At 53.6% G+C, this 17141-nt stretch carries 15 protein-coding genes; 6 read left to right on the plus strand and 9 right to left on the minus strand.

Annotated elements, in window-relative coordinates:
- Positions 1-46: 46 nt before the first annotated feature.
- Together APA10_RS00970 and APA10_RS00975 are read left to right on the plus strand one after the other, a co-directional pair.
- The gene (locus APA10_RS00970) at positions 47-1699 is read left to right on the plus strand and encodes a fumarate hydratase (protein ID WP_035365812.1); all 1653 of its coding nucleotides are present in this window, start codon (positions 47-49) and stop codon (positions 1697-1699) included.
- 60 nt (positions 1700-1759) lie between these two features.
- Positions 1760-2152: a VOC family protein gene (locus tag APA10_RS00975; RefSeq protein ID WP_003624614.1), complete on the plus strand. Its 393-nt coding sequence runs from the start codon at positions 1760-1762 to the stop codon at positions 2150-2152.
- A gap of 49 nt (positions 2153-2201) precedes the next feature.
- Here the strand turns inward: APA10_RS00975 and APA10_RS00980 are convergent, their stop codons facing one another.
- The 3 genes from APA10_RS00980 to alr form a co-directional block, all read right to left on the minus strand.
- Positions 2202-3734 (minus strand): glucoamylase family protein, encoded by a 1533-nt coding sequence (locus APA10_RS00980; RefSeq protein WP_003629522.1) that lies wholly within the window; start codon positions 3732-3734, stop codon positions 2202-2204.
- 249 nt (positions 3735-3983) lie between these two features.
- Complete coding sequence (locus APA10_RS00985; protein WP_003629521.1) at positions 3984-5243, minus strand: D-amino acid dehydrogenase; 1260 nt, start codon at positions 5241-5243, stop codon at positions 3984-3986.
- 30 nt (positions 5244-5273) lie between these two features.
- Complete coding sequence (gene alr / locus APA10_RS00990) at positions 5274-6419, minus strand: alanine racemase (RefSeq protein WP_003629520.1); 1146 nt, start codon at positions 6417-6419, stop codon at positions 5274-5276.
- A 128-nt stretch (positions 6420-6547) separates the two neighbouring features.
- On the opposite strand from alr, the gene APA10_RS00995 reads away from it, so the two are divergent.
- Positions 6548-7000, plus strand: coding sequence for an Lrp/AsnC family transcriptional regulator (locus APA10_RS00995; RefSeq protein WP_003629519.1), 453 nt, complete (start codon positions 6548-6550; stop codon positions 6998-7000).
- Between the two features lie 4 nt (positions 7001-7004).
- On the opposite strand, the gene rbfA is transcribed toward APA10_RS00995, so the two are convergent.
- Genes rbfA through rimP form a run of 5 tightly spaced genes read right to left on the minus strand, consistent with a single transcriptional unit; the run spans position 7005 to position 12976 of the window.
- Positions 7005-7469 carry a 30S ribosome-binding factor RbfA gene (rbfA, locus tag APA10_RS01000; RefSeq protein WP_003629518.1) on the minus strand — a complete coding sequence of 155 codons (465 nt, stop codon included), beginning with the start codon at positions 7467-7469 and terminating at the stop codon, positions 7005-7007.
- The gene (gene infB, locus APA10_RS01005; protein WP_003624603.1) at positions 7466-10135 is read right to left on the minus strand and encodes a translation initiation factor IF-2; all 2670 of its coding nucleotides are present in this window, start codon (positions 10133-10135) and stop codon (positions 7466-7468) included. Before infB ends, rbfA begins: the two co-directional genes overlap by 4 nt.
- Entirely contained in the window at positions 10132-10782 is a 651-nt protein-coding gene (locus tag APA10_RS01010; RefSeq protein WP_003629516.1) for an RNA-binding protein, read from the minus strand. The genes infB and APA10_RS01010 overlap by 4 nt, the downstream gene beginning before the upstream one ends.
- Positions 10783-10795: 13 nt before the next feature.
- Positions 10796-12340 carry a transcription termination factor NusA gene (gene nusA, locus APA10_RS01015; protein WP_003624601.1) on the minus strand — a complete coding sequence of 515 codons (1545 nt, stop codon included), beginning with the start codon at positions 12338-12340 and terminating at the stop codon, positions 10796-10798.
- Between the two features lie 30 nt (positions 12341-12370).
- Positions 12371-12976, minus strand: coding sequence for a ribosome maturation factor RimP (gene rimP / locus APA10_RS01020; RefSeq protein ID WP_003629514.1), 606 nt, complete (start codon positions 12974-12976; stop codon positions 12371-12373).
- A 233-nt stretch (positions 12977-13209) separates the two neighbouring features.
- Here rimP and APA10_RS01025 point away from each other — a divergent pair, with 233 nt between their 5' ends.
- From APA10_RS01025 to APA10_RS01035, 3 genes are read left to right on the plus strand one after another with little or no spacing between them, the layout of a single operon-like run.
- Entirely contained in the window at positions 13210-13806 is a 597-nt protein-coding gene (locus APA10_RS01025) for a hypothetical protein (RefSeq protein ID WP_003624599.1), read from the plus strand.
- Positions 13803-15086 (plus strand): AAA family ATPase, encoded by a 1284-nt coding sequence (locus APA10_RS01030; protein WP_014457543.1) that lies wholly within the window; start codon positions 13803-13805, stop codon positions 15084-15086. The genes APA10_RS01025 and APA10_RS01030 overlap by 4 nt, the downstream gene beginning before the upstream one ends.
- A 43-nt stretch (positions 15087-15129) precedes the next feature.
- Entirely contained in the window at positions 15130-16098 is a 969-nt protein-coding gene (locus APA10_RS01035) for a hypothetical protein (protein ID WP_003629512.1), read from the plus strand.
- A 39-nt stretch (positions 16099-16137) separates the two neighbouring features.
- On the opposite strand, the gene APA10_RS01040 is transcribed toward APA10_RS01035, so the two are convergent.
- On the minus strand, positions 16138-17052 hold the full coding sequence (locus APA10_RS01040; RefSeq protein WP_003629511.1) for a LysR family transcriptional regulator: 915 nt from the start codon (positions 17050-17052) through the stop codon (positions 16138-16140).
- Between the last annotated feature and the right edge of the window lie 89 nt (positions 17053-17141).

The raw sequence follows: 17141 nt of genomic DNA on the forward strand, positions 1-17141 counted from the left end.
AGCCCCGGTGCAAACGGGACCAGGTTGACGGAGAAGACACGAAGAAATGACCAGCCAGCCCCCTCGCCCCCCGGTGCCGGAATTTGCCTATTCTCCCCTGTTCCCGATGGGGGAGGATAAAACCACCTACCGCAAGCTGGATCTTGCAGGTGTGAGCACATCACAGTGCGGTGGCAAAACCGTGCTGCACGTTACGCCCGAATCCCTTACCGAACTCACAGCGCAGGCTTTTCATGAAGTGGCGCATTTTCTGCGTCCCGCACATCTGACGCAGCTCGCTTCTATTCTGAAAGACCCCGAAGCTTCAGATAACGATCGCTTTGTGGCGCTTGATCTGCTGAAAAACGCCTGCATTGCCGCTGGTGGCGTGCTGCCCATGTGCCAAGATACCGGCACTGCCATTGTGTTCGGCAAAAAAGGCCAGCGTGTCTGGGTGGAAGGGAACGAGGAAGTTGCCTTCTCCAAGGGCGTGTATGAAACCTATACACGCACCAATCTGCGCTATTCCCAAATGGCGCCGCTGACCATGTTTGAGGAAAAGAACACCGGCACCAACCTGCCCGTTCAGTGCGATCTTTTTGCCAGCCCCGCTGGTGAGCACGATGAGCAGATGGACCTGATGTTCGTGGCCAAGGGTGGTGGCTCTGCCAACAAAACGTTCCTGTTTCAGGAAACACGCGCTCTTCTGGGGTCTGAACAGCAGTTGCTGGACTGGCTGGACACCAAGATCAAGACACTCGGCACATCCGCTTGCCCACCTTACCATCTGGCCATTGTTATTGGCGGCATGTCTGCTGAACAGACGCTCAAAACAGTTAAGCTGGCATCTACCCACTGGTATGATTCCCTGCCGACCAAAGGGGATATGACAGGCCACGCCTTCCGTGATGTTGAGATGGAACAGAAGGTGCTGGAACTTACCCGCAAGCTGGGAATTGGTGCACAGTTTGGCGGTAAATATTTCTGCCACGATGTGCGCGTTATTCGCCTGCCCCGGCACGGTGCATCACTGCCGGTTGGTATTGGGGTTTCCTGCTCGGCAGATCGGCAGATCAAGGCACGTGTAACGGCGGAGGGCTTCTTTCTGGAACAACTGGAGCATGACCCTGCCCGCTTCCTGCCAGAAACTACAGATGAACATCTGGAAGGCGAAGCCATCAAGATCGACCTGAACCGGCCGATGGATGAAATCCGCAAAGAGCTTTCCAAATATCCTGTCAAAACCCGTCTGGCCCTTACGGGCACAGTGGTAGTTGCACGTGATATTGCCCATGCCAAGTTCCGCGAACGCCTGCAAAAAGGTGAAGGTCTGCCGCAGTATCTGAAAGATCATCCCGTCTATTACGCTGGACCGGCCAAAACGCCTGCTGGCATGCCTACAGGTTCCTTTGGCCCTACAACGGCTGGCCGTATGGATTCTTACGTGGCGGAACTTCAGGCCAATGGTGGTTCCTACGTTATGTTGGCCAAGGGTAACCGCTCCAAGGCTGTAAAAGATGCCTGCCAGAAATATGGGGGCTTCTATCTGGGGTCTGTTGGTGGGCCTGCCGCACGGCTTGCCAAAGACTGCATCCGCAAGGTGGAAGTGCTGGAATACCCTGAACTGGGCATGGAAGCCGTATGGAAAATTGAGGTAGAAGATTTTCCTGCGTTTATTGTTATTGATGATAAGGGCAACGACTTCTACGCTGAGCTGTAAGACAGCAGCCTTGGCCCCTTTGCTGCAAAGGGGCCAACAGCAAGGGAGCGATGCGGTTTCATGCGTTTTACAGTAGATCGGTTAGACCATGTGGTGCTGACTGTAAGGGATGTAGAAATTTCCGCTTCATGGTTCCAGCGCGTGCTGGGGATGGACCGGGAAGAATACGGCCGCAACAATCGCACTGCGCTGCGTTTTGGGGGCCAGAAGCTGAACCTGCGTGCTTACAATGCCGAAGGGTGGGAAACAGCCACGCACGCCCTGCCCGGCGGAAACGATTTATGCTTTGTAACCGCCATTACCAGTGAAGATGTTTGCGAACACCTTAAAACCTGCGGCGTAACAATTGTAGAAGGCCCTGTGGCACGCCTTGGTGCACTAGGTCCCATTACATCCGTTTACTGCCATGATCCGGATGAAAATCTGATCGAAATTGCATCTTATCAAGGTTAAAAAAAAGCCTCCCTCTTTAAAATTTATAAAAGAGGGAGGCTTTTTACTTTCAGCCCTTACGCCGCACAACTGATGAGGGCTGCTGCGCGACCTGTTGCAACCACCCTCCATGAAAACCAGCCTGAAGCAGTCCACGGCGAATAACAGCGCTTTGCCGCATTGTGTCCCACACAAGGCCGCTGCGCCAGTTTTCCACCATCAGCAAAATGGGCCCTTGGTCGATACCCAAGTAAGTATTATCGGCCCAGTAATCCTGCTTCTCATCATGAAAGCTGGGGTTGAACGAATCTGCAAAACCATATTTGCCGTAAATATGGTTTCCGTATTTGCTTTTCATGGTGCGCAGTGCCGGAATGGCAATTTCCGGCGCAAACGCCACAGAGCCACCAGCGGCCGTTGGGGCAATGGTGCCATCGTCCTGCGTATAATCACGCCCAACACCACGCGCACTGTAAGACAGGAAGTGACGCGTCTGCCCATTTTCTGTTTTGGTCACATCACCAGGGCCATCACTGGCTGTTAGACCCCATGTATTGGCATCGTAACCTTGCCATTTTCCGGGGTTGGACACAGCATAATTACGTTGCGCATACACAGCACGCCGGCTGTTTTCAAAATAATCAATGCCCTTGCTGCTGATCCAGTTATCCTGAATCCCTCGGAAATCTATCCATGCGTGGGAATACTGATGCCCAAACAATGGTGCAAAGTTCAGGAATGTCTGCCCGTATTCGTCACCCCAGCGCTTATCATTTGTTGCCAGCCAGGCTTGCCAGGAAACAGGCTGTAACCCATGCTCGGGAGCACCCAAAGCAAGAATGTACAGCATCATCCCTTCGCTGTAGCCTTCCCAATAATTAGGAAGAAAGCCATGCTCGGGTGACCACCCCATGCTCAACCGATGGTCTGGACGTTCCATCCATTTCCAGTCCACCCTATTGAAAAGCTGGTCTGAAAGCTGACGAATTTCTTTTTCCTGTGCTGTATCCTGCGTATAAAAATTACGACAGAACAGCACACCCTGCATTAATAATGCGGTATCAATACTGGAAAGTTCAATATCCGGGTTCAGGCGCAAACCTGTGCGGTTATCAAGAAAATGATAGAAAAACCCGTGATAGCCAGAGGCTTTATCCGCACTCTCATTTTGCGGCAATTTCCACATATAACGCAGCGTTGTAAGCGTACGTTCTACTGCCTGCTGGCGCGTAATATAATGGCGCTTAACACCTATACCGTAAGCTGTAAGACCAAAACCTACGGAAGCAACACTATCCTGCTTCTGATCTGATGGATAACGATCTGGGATAAGCCCTGTGGCCGGATCTGCTGAATCCCAGAACCACTGGAATGTCCGTTGTTCCAGATCCGATACCATCGCCACATCTGCCGGGGTGGGCGTATAAGCCTGCGGTGCCTGCGCAGAGGGTGCAAGCGCATAAGCCTGCCCACTGATATTGGCAACACCCAGAAAGAGGCTTCCGGCAAGAAGCAAAGCCCCTGTTTTTAGAAAGGATTTTCTTTTTTCTGAAAGATCCGGCTTCTTGTTTTTCCATACATCAGGCACGCACTTTGTTTTCATAACCGCCAAAAATCCGATTGTTACCCCAGACCGTCCCGACCATTACGTTACAAAACCGCACTGCCACGGCTTGTATGCAAGACGCATGAAAACATTCCAGCAACTGTGTAAAGTTCCCACAAATGTGAGCATGAAACACAGCGTATGCAAAAACAATGCTTTTGAGGGTAGATTTTTTGCGGTGCGCACAAGCGGAAAACGCATATAGCGCTTTCCGCCCGCACCTGAAAATAATTCTGGATGATAGAATTATGACTGACGATACCGGAAGATATTCAAATCTGCCGTATCAATATCAGGCTTTTTGTTGGACATAAGATCTGCCAGAACTTTGCCGGAACCACATGCCATGGTCCACCCAAGCGTACCGTGCCCGGTATTAAGGAACAGATTATCCAAACCTGTGCGCCCAATAACCGGCGTGCCATCTGGAGTCATTGGGCGCAGGCCTGTCCAGAAAAGTGCCTGCTCTACATCGCAACAGCCGGGGAACAGATCTGTTACAGAGTGTTCCAGTGTTTCACGCCGGGGTTTACGCAAACGGCGGCTAAAACCAGCCAGTTCTGCCGTGCCCCCAATACGCACCCTATCCCCCAAGCGGGTGATACCAATTTTGAAGGTTTCATCCATAATGGTAGAAACAGGTGCTGCATCCGCATTTTGAATAGATGCTGTAAGCGAATAACCTTTTACAGGATAAACTGGAAGATCAATCCCCAAGGGCCGTAGCAGTGCGGGAGAAAAACTGCCCAATGACAGCACATAGGAATCTGCCGTCAATACGCCGCGAGAGGTTTCTACACCCGTCACCCGTCCACTTTCTGAGCGAATGCGACGCACAACTGTATCATACAGAAATTTTACACCAGCTTCCTGCGCCATACTGGCCAGACGCTGTGTGAATTTAAAGGCATCTCCCGTTTCATCACCCGGCAAACGCAAACCACCAACAATCTTTTGGCGAGATGCTGCAAGACCCGGTTCTGCCGCTACGCAGCCATCTACATCCAAAAGTTCGTAGGGCACATTATACTGTTTAAGAACAGCAATATCCTTGGCTGTTGCATCAAGCTGCTTCTGGGTTCTAAAAACCTGTAGCGTGCCCTGCTGGCGGTCATCATACGTGATACCTGTTGTCGCACGTAAATCCTGCATGACATCACGGCTATATTCAGCCAAACGCACCATACGGCCCTTGTTGCGATCATACGCAGCAGCCGTGCAGTTTTCCAGCATCTGAAAAAGCCATTTCCACAAATGCGGGTCTGGCATTGGCCAAAACACAAATGGCCGATATTTCATCAGCAGCCAGCTAATGGATTTAAGCGGCACACCCGGCCCGGCCCAAGGCGCAGAATAACCGGGGGAAACCTGCCCCGCATTGGCAAAACTGGTTTCCATGCCAGCTTCCGGCTGGCGGTCGACCACTGTAACTTCATGCCCGGCCTTAGCCAGATACCAGGCAGATGTAACCCCTACAACACCACTTCCCAGAACCAGAATTTTCATTTCTGCTTATCTTTCTGTTGGGTAAACTGTTCAGGCAGCCGCTGCGTAAACGCGATGATAACGCCGCCCCAGAGATGTCAGTACTTCGTAGCCAATTGTGCCTTCTGCTTTGGCCACAGCATCTACGCCGTACGACTCATTCAGAAGTTCCACCATGCTGTCTTCTTCCAACAGACCCTCGGGCACTGCAGAAAGATCAACAGTCATGGAATCCATGGAAATTCGGCCCAGAATTGGCAGCCTATAGCCCTTATACCAAGCGCACCCAGCGGCAGCCCCGGCACGGACAAAACCATCTGCATAACCGGTAGCAATAGTGGCAACACGGCATGGACCATGAGCCTGCCATGTCAGCCCGTAACCGATCCGGTCTCCTTTGGATAAATGACGAATTTGTAGAATATGCGCTTGCAGGCCAACCACAGGCTTAAGCGGGTTATCACCCTCATTCTGTGGTGCCACGCCATATAAAGCAGCACCGGGGCGCACGAGATCAAAATGAAATTGCGGCCCCAGAAAAATGCCGGATGATGCAGAAAGGCTTAATGCCGCTTGCGGCAGCATGTGGGCATATGCCTCAAACCGTTCGCGCTGCATGGTGTTTGCTGGATTTTGCGGTGTATCTGCGCAAGCCAGATGACTCATCACCAGACTGACAGATAAGCCTTTCAGAAGCTCTGGATACGCCACCAGTTTATGAATATCCGCCTCTGAAAGCCCAAAACGAGACATGCCCGTATCAAGCTGAATAGCCACATCCAGAGGCTTATCCATTTTGGCTGCCAGATCTCGCAAAACAGCAACTTGTTCCAAACTGTTCAGAACAGGCCGCAAATTGTTGCGTACACATACCTCAGCAGCATCAGGCCTAGGCCCATGCAACACTGTTACCGATGTGTGAGGAGAGAGAAATGGCCTGAGGGCAAGTCCTTCATCTACATGCGCAACAAAAAAATGTTCTGCACCTGCTTTCTCCAAAACAGGCGCCACCTGCGCAACACCCAGCCCATAGGCATCTGCCTTAACCACTGCGGCACACGCTGTTTTGCCTAGTCGGCTTTTAAGATAGCGGTAATTTTCAGCAATGGCAGACAGGTTGACTGTAAGAACAGCCCCCGCGCGAGATGCCGGCCACAATGTTCTGGCTGAGGACGAAACAGTATTCACAACCGCCACCCTTATTTGTTTCGATTCCAAAATTTTAGCAGGTATTTTATAAGATATCCTGCCTGTGTGTTGCAGAACATACTATTTTTCCTGTATTTTAGAATAAAATTTCAATATTAGACCGCAAAAGACAGATTATGCCAGATCGTGTAACCGAAGCCATTTTGCGACAGCTTGAACACAATGGCCGCCTTAGCAATGCGGAACTGGCTGCAAAAGTTGGCCTTTCTCCATCCGCCTGCCTGCGCCGTGTGCGCATGCTTGAACAGCAGGGTACCATACAAGGCTACCACGCCATTATTGCCCGGCAGAAAAGCCCGGCAGTTGCCACCATTATTGTGCAGATCACGCTAGAAAAGCAGACAGAGGAATGCCTTCGGCGTTTTGAAAGCCGCATTAAAGAATGTGCTGATGTTAAGGAATGTTACCTGATGACAGGTGATGCAGATTATCTACTACGTGTAGAAGCCCGAGACATGCAGGATTACGAGCGTATCCACAAAGAAGAATTATCCCGCATGCCGGGTGTAGTGCGTATTCAAAGCAATTTTGCCATTCGCCCCGTTGTACAACAGGGCAAATGTAGCTGACTACCTAGTCTTCCGACTCTTCATCTTCTGATACCGCATTGAGATCACGCTGCACTTCCGGAGAACGCAGCAGTGTATCCATATGCATGGCCGTATCCAGTGCTGTATCTGGCTGGAAATGCAGTTCCGGCACAGTACGCGCACGTATTTTATGCGCAAGCTGTGTTCTCAACCACGGAGCCACACGCTTTAAAGCGGGCAGAAGTTCCGCAACATCGCTACGCCCCAAACGGGTAATAAAAACCGTTGCATGACGAAAATCTGGAGAAAGCCGAACTTCTGTTACCGTAAGGTCAACATCTACCAGATCCGGATCACGAAACGTGGTGCGTGCAAAAACTTCTGCCAGCACCCGCCGCACTTCTTCCCCTACCCGCAACTGACGCTGAGAGGGGCCAGATGGAGCAAGACCGGCGAGATACCCCGCCGGCCCTGCTACTTTACTGCCTGATCCGTTCTTACGGCTCATGCTGGAACCAGCTCACTTTCAAAGCATTCCACCACGTCGCCTTCGCGCAGATCATTATAGCCTGCAAAGGAAAGGCCACATTCGTAACCCTTGCTGACTTCCTTCACATCGTCCTTGAAGCGCTTGAGCTGGCTCAAGTCACCTTCATGAACCACTACGCCATCACGCAGCAGACGCACGCCACAGCCGCGTTTGACAACGCCTTCCGTAACGTAACAACCAGCCACCTTGCCCACCTTGCTGATTTCGAAAACACGGCGGATTTCGGCGTAGCCAAGGAACTTTTCACGATGCTTAGGTGCCTGCTTACCGCGCACAAGCTGTTCCACATCATCAGCAACCTGATAGATGATGGAATAGTAGCGGATATCAACACCTTCGCGCTGCGCCAACTGACGCGCCTGCGCTGTAGCACGCACATTGAATGCAATAATCACTGCATCCGATGCCTTGCCAAGCTGCACATCGCTTTCCGTGATCTGACCAACAGAAGCATTGAGAACGCGAACGCCCACTTCTTCATTTGCCAGCTTGAGCACGGTTGTCTGGATAGCTTCTGCAGAACCCTGAACGTCTGCCTTGATCAGAACAGAAACTTCTTTCTGATCACCCGCCTGAATACGGGCTAGCATCTGATCCAGCGTGCCACGAGCAGCAACCTGACCAGCCACCTGATGTTCTTTCAGCTTACGCTGACGGAACTCGGAAATCTCACGGGCGCGGTTTTCGTTTTCAACCACCACGAACGGAGCACCGGCAGATGGCACACCAGAAAGACCCAGCACTTCAACCGGCATGGAAGGCCCTGCATCCGTAACCTGGCGGCCACGATCATCCAGCAGAGCACGTACCCGGCCCCATTCAGTGCCAGCCACCACGATGTCGCCCTTATGCAGCGTGCCTTTTTGCACCAGCACAGAAGCAACAGAACCGCGGCCACGATCCAGACGGCTTTCAATAACGGCACCTTCGGCAGCCCGATCCGGGTTTGCTTTCAGTTCCAGAATTTCTGCCTGCAGAAGAATAGCTTCTTCCAGCTTGTCCAGACCAATACGCTTAAGCGCGGAAACTTCGATATCCTGAACGTCACCGCCCATGGATTCCACCACAATTTCGTGGCTCAGAAGTTCCTGACGCACCCGATCAGGCTTGGCACCCGGCTTGTCGATCTTGTTGATAGCAACAATCATCGGCACGTTTGCAGCCTTGGCGTGTTTAATGGCTTCAACCGTCTGAGGCATAACACCATCATCAGCCGCCACAACCAGCACCACCACGTCCGTAATGGATGCGCCGCGAGCACGCATGGCCGTAAAGGCTTCATGGCCCGGGGTATCCAGGAATGTGATCTTGGAACCAGAAGGCAGAGTAACCTGATAAGCGCCGATATGCTGGGTAATACCGCCGGCTTCTCCACCCGCAACGTCTGTTGTGCGTAGAGCATCCAGCAGGGATGTCTTACCGTGGTCAACGTGGCCCATGATTGTCACAACTGGCGGACGCGGACGCAGAGCTTCTGGTGCGTCTTCCACACCTTCAATCCCCAGTTCAACGTCTGCTTCAGAAACGCGGCGCACGCGGTGGCCGAATTCTTCAACAATCAGTTCAGCCGTATCAGCATCAATGGTCTGGGTAACAGTTGCCATCACGCCCATTTTCATCAGCGCTTTGATAACTTCACCCTGACGGGCTGCCATACGGTTGGCCAGTTCCTGCACGGTAATGTTTTCCGGCAGAATCACATCACGTACGACCTTCACCTGATCGGAACGCAGACGTTCCAGTTCAGCCTGACGGCGTTCACGTTCGCGCTGGCGACGGACAGATGCGAGTGAACGCGTCTTGTCGTCATCACCTTCAATCGCGGCCTGCACGTCAATACGGCCTGCACGGCGGCCACCACCAACATCGGACTTACGCCCACCACCGCTTTTGCGATGGTTGCCAGGAGGTGCCTTGCGAGATGCACCACGGCGCGGCGCATCGTCACTTTCCATGTCACGGCCACTGCGCAGACGCAGGGTTTGCGCAGCCGCTGGTTCTTTTTCCTTGGCTTCAGCAGGCTGAGAGCGTGAAGGAACAGGTTTCAGCGGCTTGGCTGGCATAATCGCACGTTCAGCCAACGGACGCAGACGCCCGACCGGCGGAGCCAGCGTTACTTCACCCGGAATGGGCACAGCAGAAACAACTGGCTCTTTCACGGCGATAGGCTGAATGGATTCAATGCGCGATTTGCGCTCATCCTCTTCAGCCGCAGCCTTTGCGGCTTCGGCTTCTTCAGCCGCGCGCTTATCTTCCTCTTCCTTCCGGCGTGCTTCTTCAGCAGCAGAAAGAATACGAATTTTTTCAGCTTCACGCTGCTCGGCTTCACGCCGGGCGGCTTCTTCCGCTGCTTTTTTCTGTTCCGCCAGCACACGCTGACGCATGGCCAGTTCAGCGGCTGTTAGCGTACGACCGCCACCGCGCGCTCCACCGGCACGTCCACCAGAGCCACCCGGCCCGGCACCACGTTTTTTGCGCACTTCAACCTGCACAACCTTGGAGCGGCCATGACTGAAACTCTGCCGCACGGACCCGGCATCAACCGTCCGTCCGACCTCCGAACGCCCTGCCGGCCGAAGGGACAAACGCCCCTTACCCTGATCCTGATCCTTGCCTTCGCTCATTGACCCGCCTGTTCACACCCATGCGCCGGAAAGGTCCGGGGCATGCGAGGGCCGCCTTCAGCAACCCCCGTAAAACGCTTATTCTCACAACGTAAGCGCTGTGCCAGCCCACCGGCTGAAAGCGCTACGTTCACCACTCGCTCCCGCCCAAAAATCTTTGCCAGATCTTCAGATGACAACGCCTCAACGACAGGAATATCGCGTTGGCCGGAAACCAGCCTCTCCCGCTCTTCCCTGCTTCCATCCAGCGCATGAACAACAATGGCAGCTTTACGCTGCACCAGCCATTCCCGCACCTTCATAAATCCACTTGTAGCCTGACCAGCTCTGCGAGCCAGCCCTACAAGTTCACTCATCCGCCGGAGCAGCCCCGTTTCTACACGGGCCACTATATCTTCCGGCACCTTAACCTGCTGGCGTGCGGCGCGTGAAAAAACGCCCCGAGCACGCGCCTGTTCTATCACATCCCGGCGGGGGCTCAACCATATTCCCCGCCCCGGCAGACGTGCATCCAGATCAGGCACCACTTCACCAGATGGTGAAATTACAAACCGGATCATTAAAGAAGGTTCGCCTTCTTCACGCGTTACCGCGCACCTCCGAAGGCTGCCTTTCTCTTCTGTTTCTGGCAAGAAATCACCACCCACTTTATATCAGGCCTCAGGCGTTGGCCTCACCTTCCTTGGTATCGGAAGGCTGCTGATTTTCATCCTCAAACCAATGAGCACGTGCTGCCATGATAATTTCATTGGCGGCATCTTCCTCAATGGCATCGGTGCCCAAGATCTCAACCAGCTCATCGCCAGCCAGATCTGCAAGGTCGTCTAAGGTTTTTACACCTTTTTCACCCAATGTCACAAGCATCTGGTTTGTAAACACGCCCATATCGGCAATATCGTCCACAACACCCAGCTCTTTCCGCCGATCATCCAGCTTTTGTTCCTGCTGAACGAGGTAAGATTCTGCGCGCTGCACCAGCTCCTGAACCACCGACTCGTCAAAACCTTCAATGCCGATCAGCTCATCCGGATCTGCAAAAGCCAGTTCTTCGATAGAATGGAAACCTTCTGTGACCAGCAGACCTGCAATCACATCATCCACATCCAGCGCTTCAACGAACAGCGCTGTCCGACGACGGAACTCTTCCTGACGACGTTCGGATTCTTCTGCTTCTGTCAGGATATCAATATCCCAACGCGTCAACTGGCTCGCCAGACGGACGTTCTGCCCACGGCGGCCAATAGCAAGAGAAAGCTGCTCATCCGGCACAACCACTTCTACGCGGCCAGCTTCTTCATCCATCACCACCTTGCTGACTTCAGCAGGTGCTAGCGCATTCACCACAAAAGTAGCGGCCTGCGGGCTCCATGGGATGATATCAATCTTTTCACCCTGCAGTTCGGCCACAACGGCCTGCACACGGGAACCGCGCATACCTACGCAAGCCCCAACAGGATCAATAGAAGCATCACGAGAAATCACAGCCATTTTGGCGCGAGAACCCGGGTCACGCGCAACGGCTTTAATTTCAATAATGCCATCGTAAATTTCCGGCACTTCCTGCGCAAACAGCTTGGCCAAAAAGGCCGGATGCGTGCGGGAAAGGAAAATCTGCGGACCACGCGGCTCATCACGCACATCGTAGATGTAAGCACGCACGCGGTCTGAGTTACGGAACGTTTCGCGCGGGATCAGCTCATCACGCCGAAGCAGTGCTTCTGCCGAACCAATTTCAACCAGCAGATTGCCGTATTCGGTCCGCTTGACGGTGCCGTTTACGATTTCGCCAACGCGATCCTTGAATTCGTTATACTGGCGCTTGCGTTCATATTCACGCACGCGCTGCACAATCACCTGCTTGGCGGTTTGCGCGGCAATACGGCCAAAATCGATCGGGGGCAGTGGATCGATCAGGTATTCGCCTGCCTGAATTTCAGGGCGAAACTTGCGGGCAATGGAGAGCGCAATCTGCGTATCTTCATTTTCCACTTCGTCCACCACTTCCGTCCAGCGGGACAGGCGCACATCGCCTGTCTTGCGGTCGATGGTGGCACGAATGTCCTTTTCGTGCCCATATTTGGCGCGTCCGGCTTTCTGGATCGCCTGTTCCATGGCTTCCAGCACTTCTTCACGCTCGATACCTTTCTCGCGCGAGACAGCGTCTGCAACCAGCAAAAGTTCAGGACGGGAAACAGAGGTATCCATACTCTCAGCTCTCCAAAACAGGCAGCTTTATCAATGCACCTTGGGCCCGGAAGAATCGTCGTCATTCTTCTGGGCGGGATCAGTGCCGGGCGCAGATTGCACCATACGGGCACTAGCTTCAATCAGAGCATCTGTCAGCACCAGCCGTGCACGCCGGAGTTCTTCCAGCGGCAAGGCAACTTCCGTGCCATCATCCAGACGCATCCGCGCAACAGTTCCATCAGACCCCAGAACCGTGCCGGAAAAGCGGCGGCGCCCATTTACCAGCAGCAGAACTTCTGCCTTGGCCTGGTGCCCGGCAAAGCGGTTCCAGTCCTTCGCACGGGTAAGGGGCCGATCTATCCCGGCAGAGGAAACTTCCAGCGTCCACGCCCCGGGAATAGGGTCTTCAACATCCAGCACGGCACCTACCGCGTGGCTGATCCGTTCACAATCTTCCACATTGATCAGGGAGCCATCTTTACGGTCCGCCATGATCTGCACGGTCGGACGCTCACGCCCCAGCACAGCAACACGTACGATCTCATAACCCATATCCTCAACGGCAGGGGCTATCAGCGCAGCAACGCGGGCTTCTAGGCCAGAGTGAGTAGAAAGGTCTGTATCCAATGCAAAAAAGGCGGCCGTCAAGGCCACCCCCCGAAACGTAAAACAAATTGAGAAGGATGGCTCTTTATGTAAGGTATGCAGACTGAAACCGCAAGGGCAGAATAAAGCTGCTGCCCGCCATGCAAATCTTTATCCTTTATAAAAAACAATTTTACAGGCTGGATGCAAATTGCACATTGCAGGGCACGCCGGACATGCTTTTATTAACTCTATTGCGACATATTTGCCATCCTCCACACTGCAAGGGCTGACCTTCGAAGATGCACAAAGAGCCAGAACCCGCGTGGAAGCCACAGCCGCAACCTCAGGCTGCAGATAAACCCTCTGGCGTGCGCATGGCTCTTATAGGGCTGGCAACATGCGTGATCATGGCCGGAGCTGGCGTGCATTTTATGGGAGGCGGGCATGGAAATACCGCCACGCCTGCTGCAGAAAACAATACGCAAGACCATGATAACAGCGCGAACCGAATGGGGATTCCCCTCACGCTGATTGCCTCGCAAAAAGCGGCCCAAACCTTAGCCAAATCCAATTACACGGATCAGGAACAGGCGGATATTCTGGCAGGCATAAAGCGGCGGGATATTCGTTTGGTAGCCATGCCTGTTTACGATGCCACAGGCGCTGGTGGCACCATTACGCTTATTTGCGGAGCATGGCACCAAACTGTGCATTTGTCCCCTACTCCGCAAACCGTCATTCTACCCATTACGATAAGTGGCAATGTTGATATCATACCAGCATCAGACCCCGGGCCTGCGGGTATTGGTAGCGGTGCCATTACGGTATTTGGCCCACAAACACTGCCGATTATGTATAAAGGGGATACTTTGCCACTAACGGTGATTGCGCAATGAAGGGACTGCTACCCGCCCTAAACCGGCTGATGCCGTTGATGATGGTCATCTTTCTGGTGCTTGCCAGTATTCAGATTGCCCTCAGCCTGCATCTTTCCCTGCATTCCATTACGCATGTTTTGCAGTGGTGCGCTCCAGCATGGCCGATTTTAGCCGTAAGTGGCATTATACTTACAGTAGCAGGGCTGCTGTTTGAAACACGCGCCGAAAAGCTGGCGCGCAAAGGGCTTTTACGCCGACGGGGATTCATCATGGACGTTCTTGCCAGACTGACCAACCGCGCCGCACTGGAAGAAATGATGGCGCGCGAGCAGCGTGAAACCACCATTGATGCGGAAGAACTGGCAGCCAACCTGCGCGCCCGCGTTATTGGGCAGGATCAGGTATGTGAGGATGTGGCTGTGCAGTTGCGCCGCCGCCTTGCCTTGCAGGTGCGTGGTAAACCAGTAGGCATTTTTCTGCTGGCTGGCCCCCCGGGCACAGGCAAAACCTATCTGGCCAAGCAGCTTGCCCGCCAGCTTGAACGCCCCCTGCTGCATTTTGACATGACACAGATGAGCAGCCCCCACGCTGCAACCCAACTGTTTGGCTCTCCCAAAGGTTATGTGGGTTCAGATACTTACGGGAAGCTGACTGGTGGCCTGAAGGAAAAACCCGATGCCGTTGTATTGCTGGACGAAATTGAAAAAGCACATCCTGATGTGTTCAAAAAGTTCCTGACAGCCTGGAACGACGGACACATTACCGAAGCCTCTACCGGGCAGCAGATTTCCACCGTACGCGCCATTTTTGTGCTGACATCCAACATCGCCACGGATGCGCTCACAGAAATTGCAGACCGCCTGCATGATGACCCGGACCGTATGCGTGCCGAATCGGTAGAAGCCCTGCGTCAGGCCGGATTTGCCCCGGAAGTTCTAAACCGGTTGGATCGCATTTTCGTCTTCCGTCCGCTACAGGGGCTGGATATTGCCCGCGTGGCTGCGCTGGAAATTGAAACCATGATTGAAAGCTACGGCCTGAAGGTAGAAACCGGCGGGATTGATGCCACCCTGCTGATGGATGTGATGCGCCGCCAGAGCCGCATGGGGGATGCAGCTTCTGCCCGCGATCTGGTGCGCTCCATTGAAGATATGATCAGCGAATCCCTGATTGTGGCCCGCCAGCAGGGTGCCAATATGGTGCGGTTGGTGAAGGAAGATGATGGCGCAGTGGTTGCAAAAGTGGCGGATAACCGCACGGATGAAGGCGATGGCATTCATGCGCGCCTGATCCCATAAGCGGCCCCTTACTGTTTATTCTTCCGGCACAAGGCTGTTCTGCATGTCTGCTTTTACCCGATTGTGGCAACGCGCTCCTGTTTGGCGTGTAGCACTATTTACCGCTGGCGCATGCAGTGTGTTTTCCGTGATGTTTCCGGCCCCTTGGCTGACATCACGCCTGCCAGCCTATGCAAAGCTTACCTCCAAAATCAGCCATATGCTGCCTAGCGGTGCATCATCTACCGATTCGTCAGAAGATGCGTTGCGGCCGGATGAAGACCGGCGCACCGTTTCTGCACCCCCTATGGATGCACAATTTGAAGGCACATTATCCTTTGCAGGCCGCCAGCTCCCCTTGCCCGCTGGCAAGTGGCACCCGCTTTTGAATTATCAGGATGATGTTGCGCATGGGGAAATTCTGACATCCCTTTATGTGCGTTCCGAACAAGGCATTGTCACAGGCCTCTTGGTTGCACAGGCCACCACGCAATCCTTACCCATTACGGATACGCAGTTGGTGCAAGATGAATGCCACAGCAACTTCAACTTTATGTCCGAAGCCTTGCCACAGGATGGCACGCATACAGAATGCTGGATGACATCCCCTATTCGGGTTGTGAACAACGTTTTCCTGACATCCAACCCTGCATTACAGGCCTTGCTGGGCAGCCCCATGTTTATTCCCCCAGCAGTGCAACGCCTGACAGGCATGGGCTTTGATCTGCCACCAGTTTTGGTAGACGCGGGATGGAACCGGATTGAAAAAAGCAAATCCGGCCCAGGTGTGGATTTCATGAGTGTTCACATGCTGACAAGCCCGGCAGAAGCGGGCAGCAAAACCGTACCGGGTGCGCCAGAAAACTGGTCCCGCGCAGGTATGTCCGATTCGTCTGCAGTGTCAGATTTTGTCCACCGCACCAACGCATGGCTACGCGGATGGGGCCCTTACCTGCGCCAAGGGTTTGATAGCAAGCTTCCCGATACTGCGCTGCCCACCACTGTATCGGCAGATCCTGCGTTCCACGGTTGAGCACCCGTTAGAACGCTTTCTGTAAGGTATCGGAGGCCGTTAAACAGCCTGATGAAGCTTACCTTCACGCAGAAGATCTGCGGAAACTTCTATCAAGAAATCCAGAACTGTCCGGGTACGCAAAGGTAGTGTACGTGGGCCAGTATGCACGGCATAGAACGGCAGAGAAGGAATGTTCCAGTCTGCAAACAGGCGCGTAAGCCGACCACTGGCAACAGCCTCACGCACCTGAAACTCTGGTAGCAAGCCGATGCCTAACCCAGATTCCACCGCATACAGCACAGCTTCACTGCTATTGGCACGGAAAACAGCAGAAGGGGCAATAACGCTTTCTTCGCCATCCCGTTCAAAATTCCAGTCCAGCCTGCTGGAACCGTAATTATAGACGACTCCCGGGTATTCCGGTAGATCACGCGGGTGCATGGGCGTGCCACAACGGTTGAGGCAAGATGGTGCAGCCACCAACCATTTGCGCACAACACCCAACTTACGGGCGATAAGAGAACCCTCGGCTATATCCCCTACGCGCACAGCCAGATCCAGCCCTTCTTCTACCAGATCACCAAACGCATCGCGCATAACCACTTCAATAGCCAGATCAGGGTGCCGTTCCAGCAACTCCCCGATCCGCCGAGTCAAGCACAGACCGAAAGCTGTGGTTACGCCCAGACGCACCAAGCCAGAAACAGAAGCCCGCCGGCGGCCCAGCACTGTTTCTGCGGTTTCCAGAATTTCCAGCACTTCATAAGCATGCGGAAGAAGGCTTCTGCCATCTTCTGTCATGGTAAGGCTGCGTGTGGTGCGCGCAAACAGCGTTGTGCCGTAATGCGCCTCTAACAACGCAATATGGCGGGAAATTGTAGGCTGACTAACACCTGTCTCACGCGAGACGGCAGAAAACGAGCCTGTAGCCGCAACGCGAACAAAGCTGTGAAGCGCGGAAAGAAGATCCATTGAAGTCCAGCACTGTCCCTGCGAACACGCGCACATTACATTACAACTCCTTACCAGCAAGAAGTGTATCTAATGTTGCGCGTATTCCT

Source organism: Acetobacter pasteurianus subsp. pasteurianus LMG 1262 = NBRC 106471 (assembly GCF_000285275.1).
Taxonomy (GTDB): Bacteria; Pseudomonadota; Alphaproteobacteria; order Acetobacterales; family Acetobacteraceae; genus Acetobacter; species Acetobacter pasteurianus.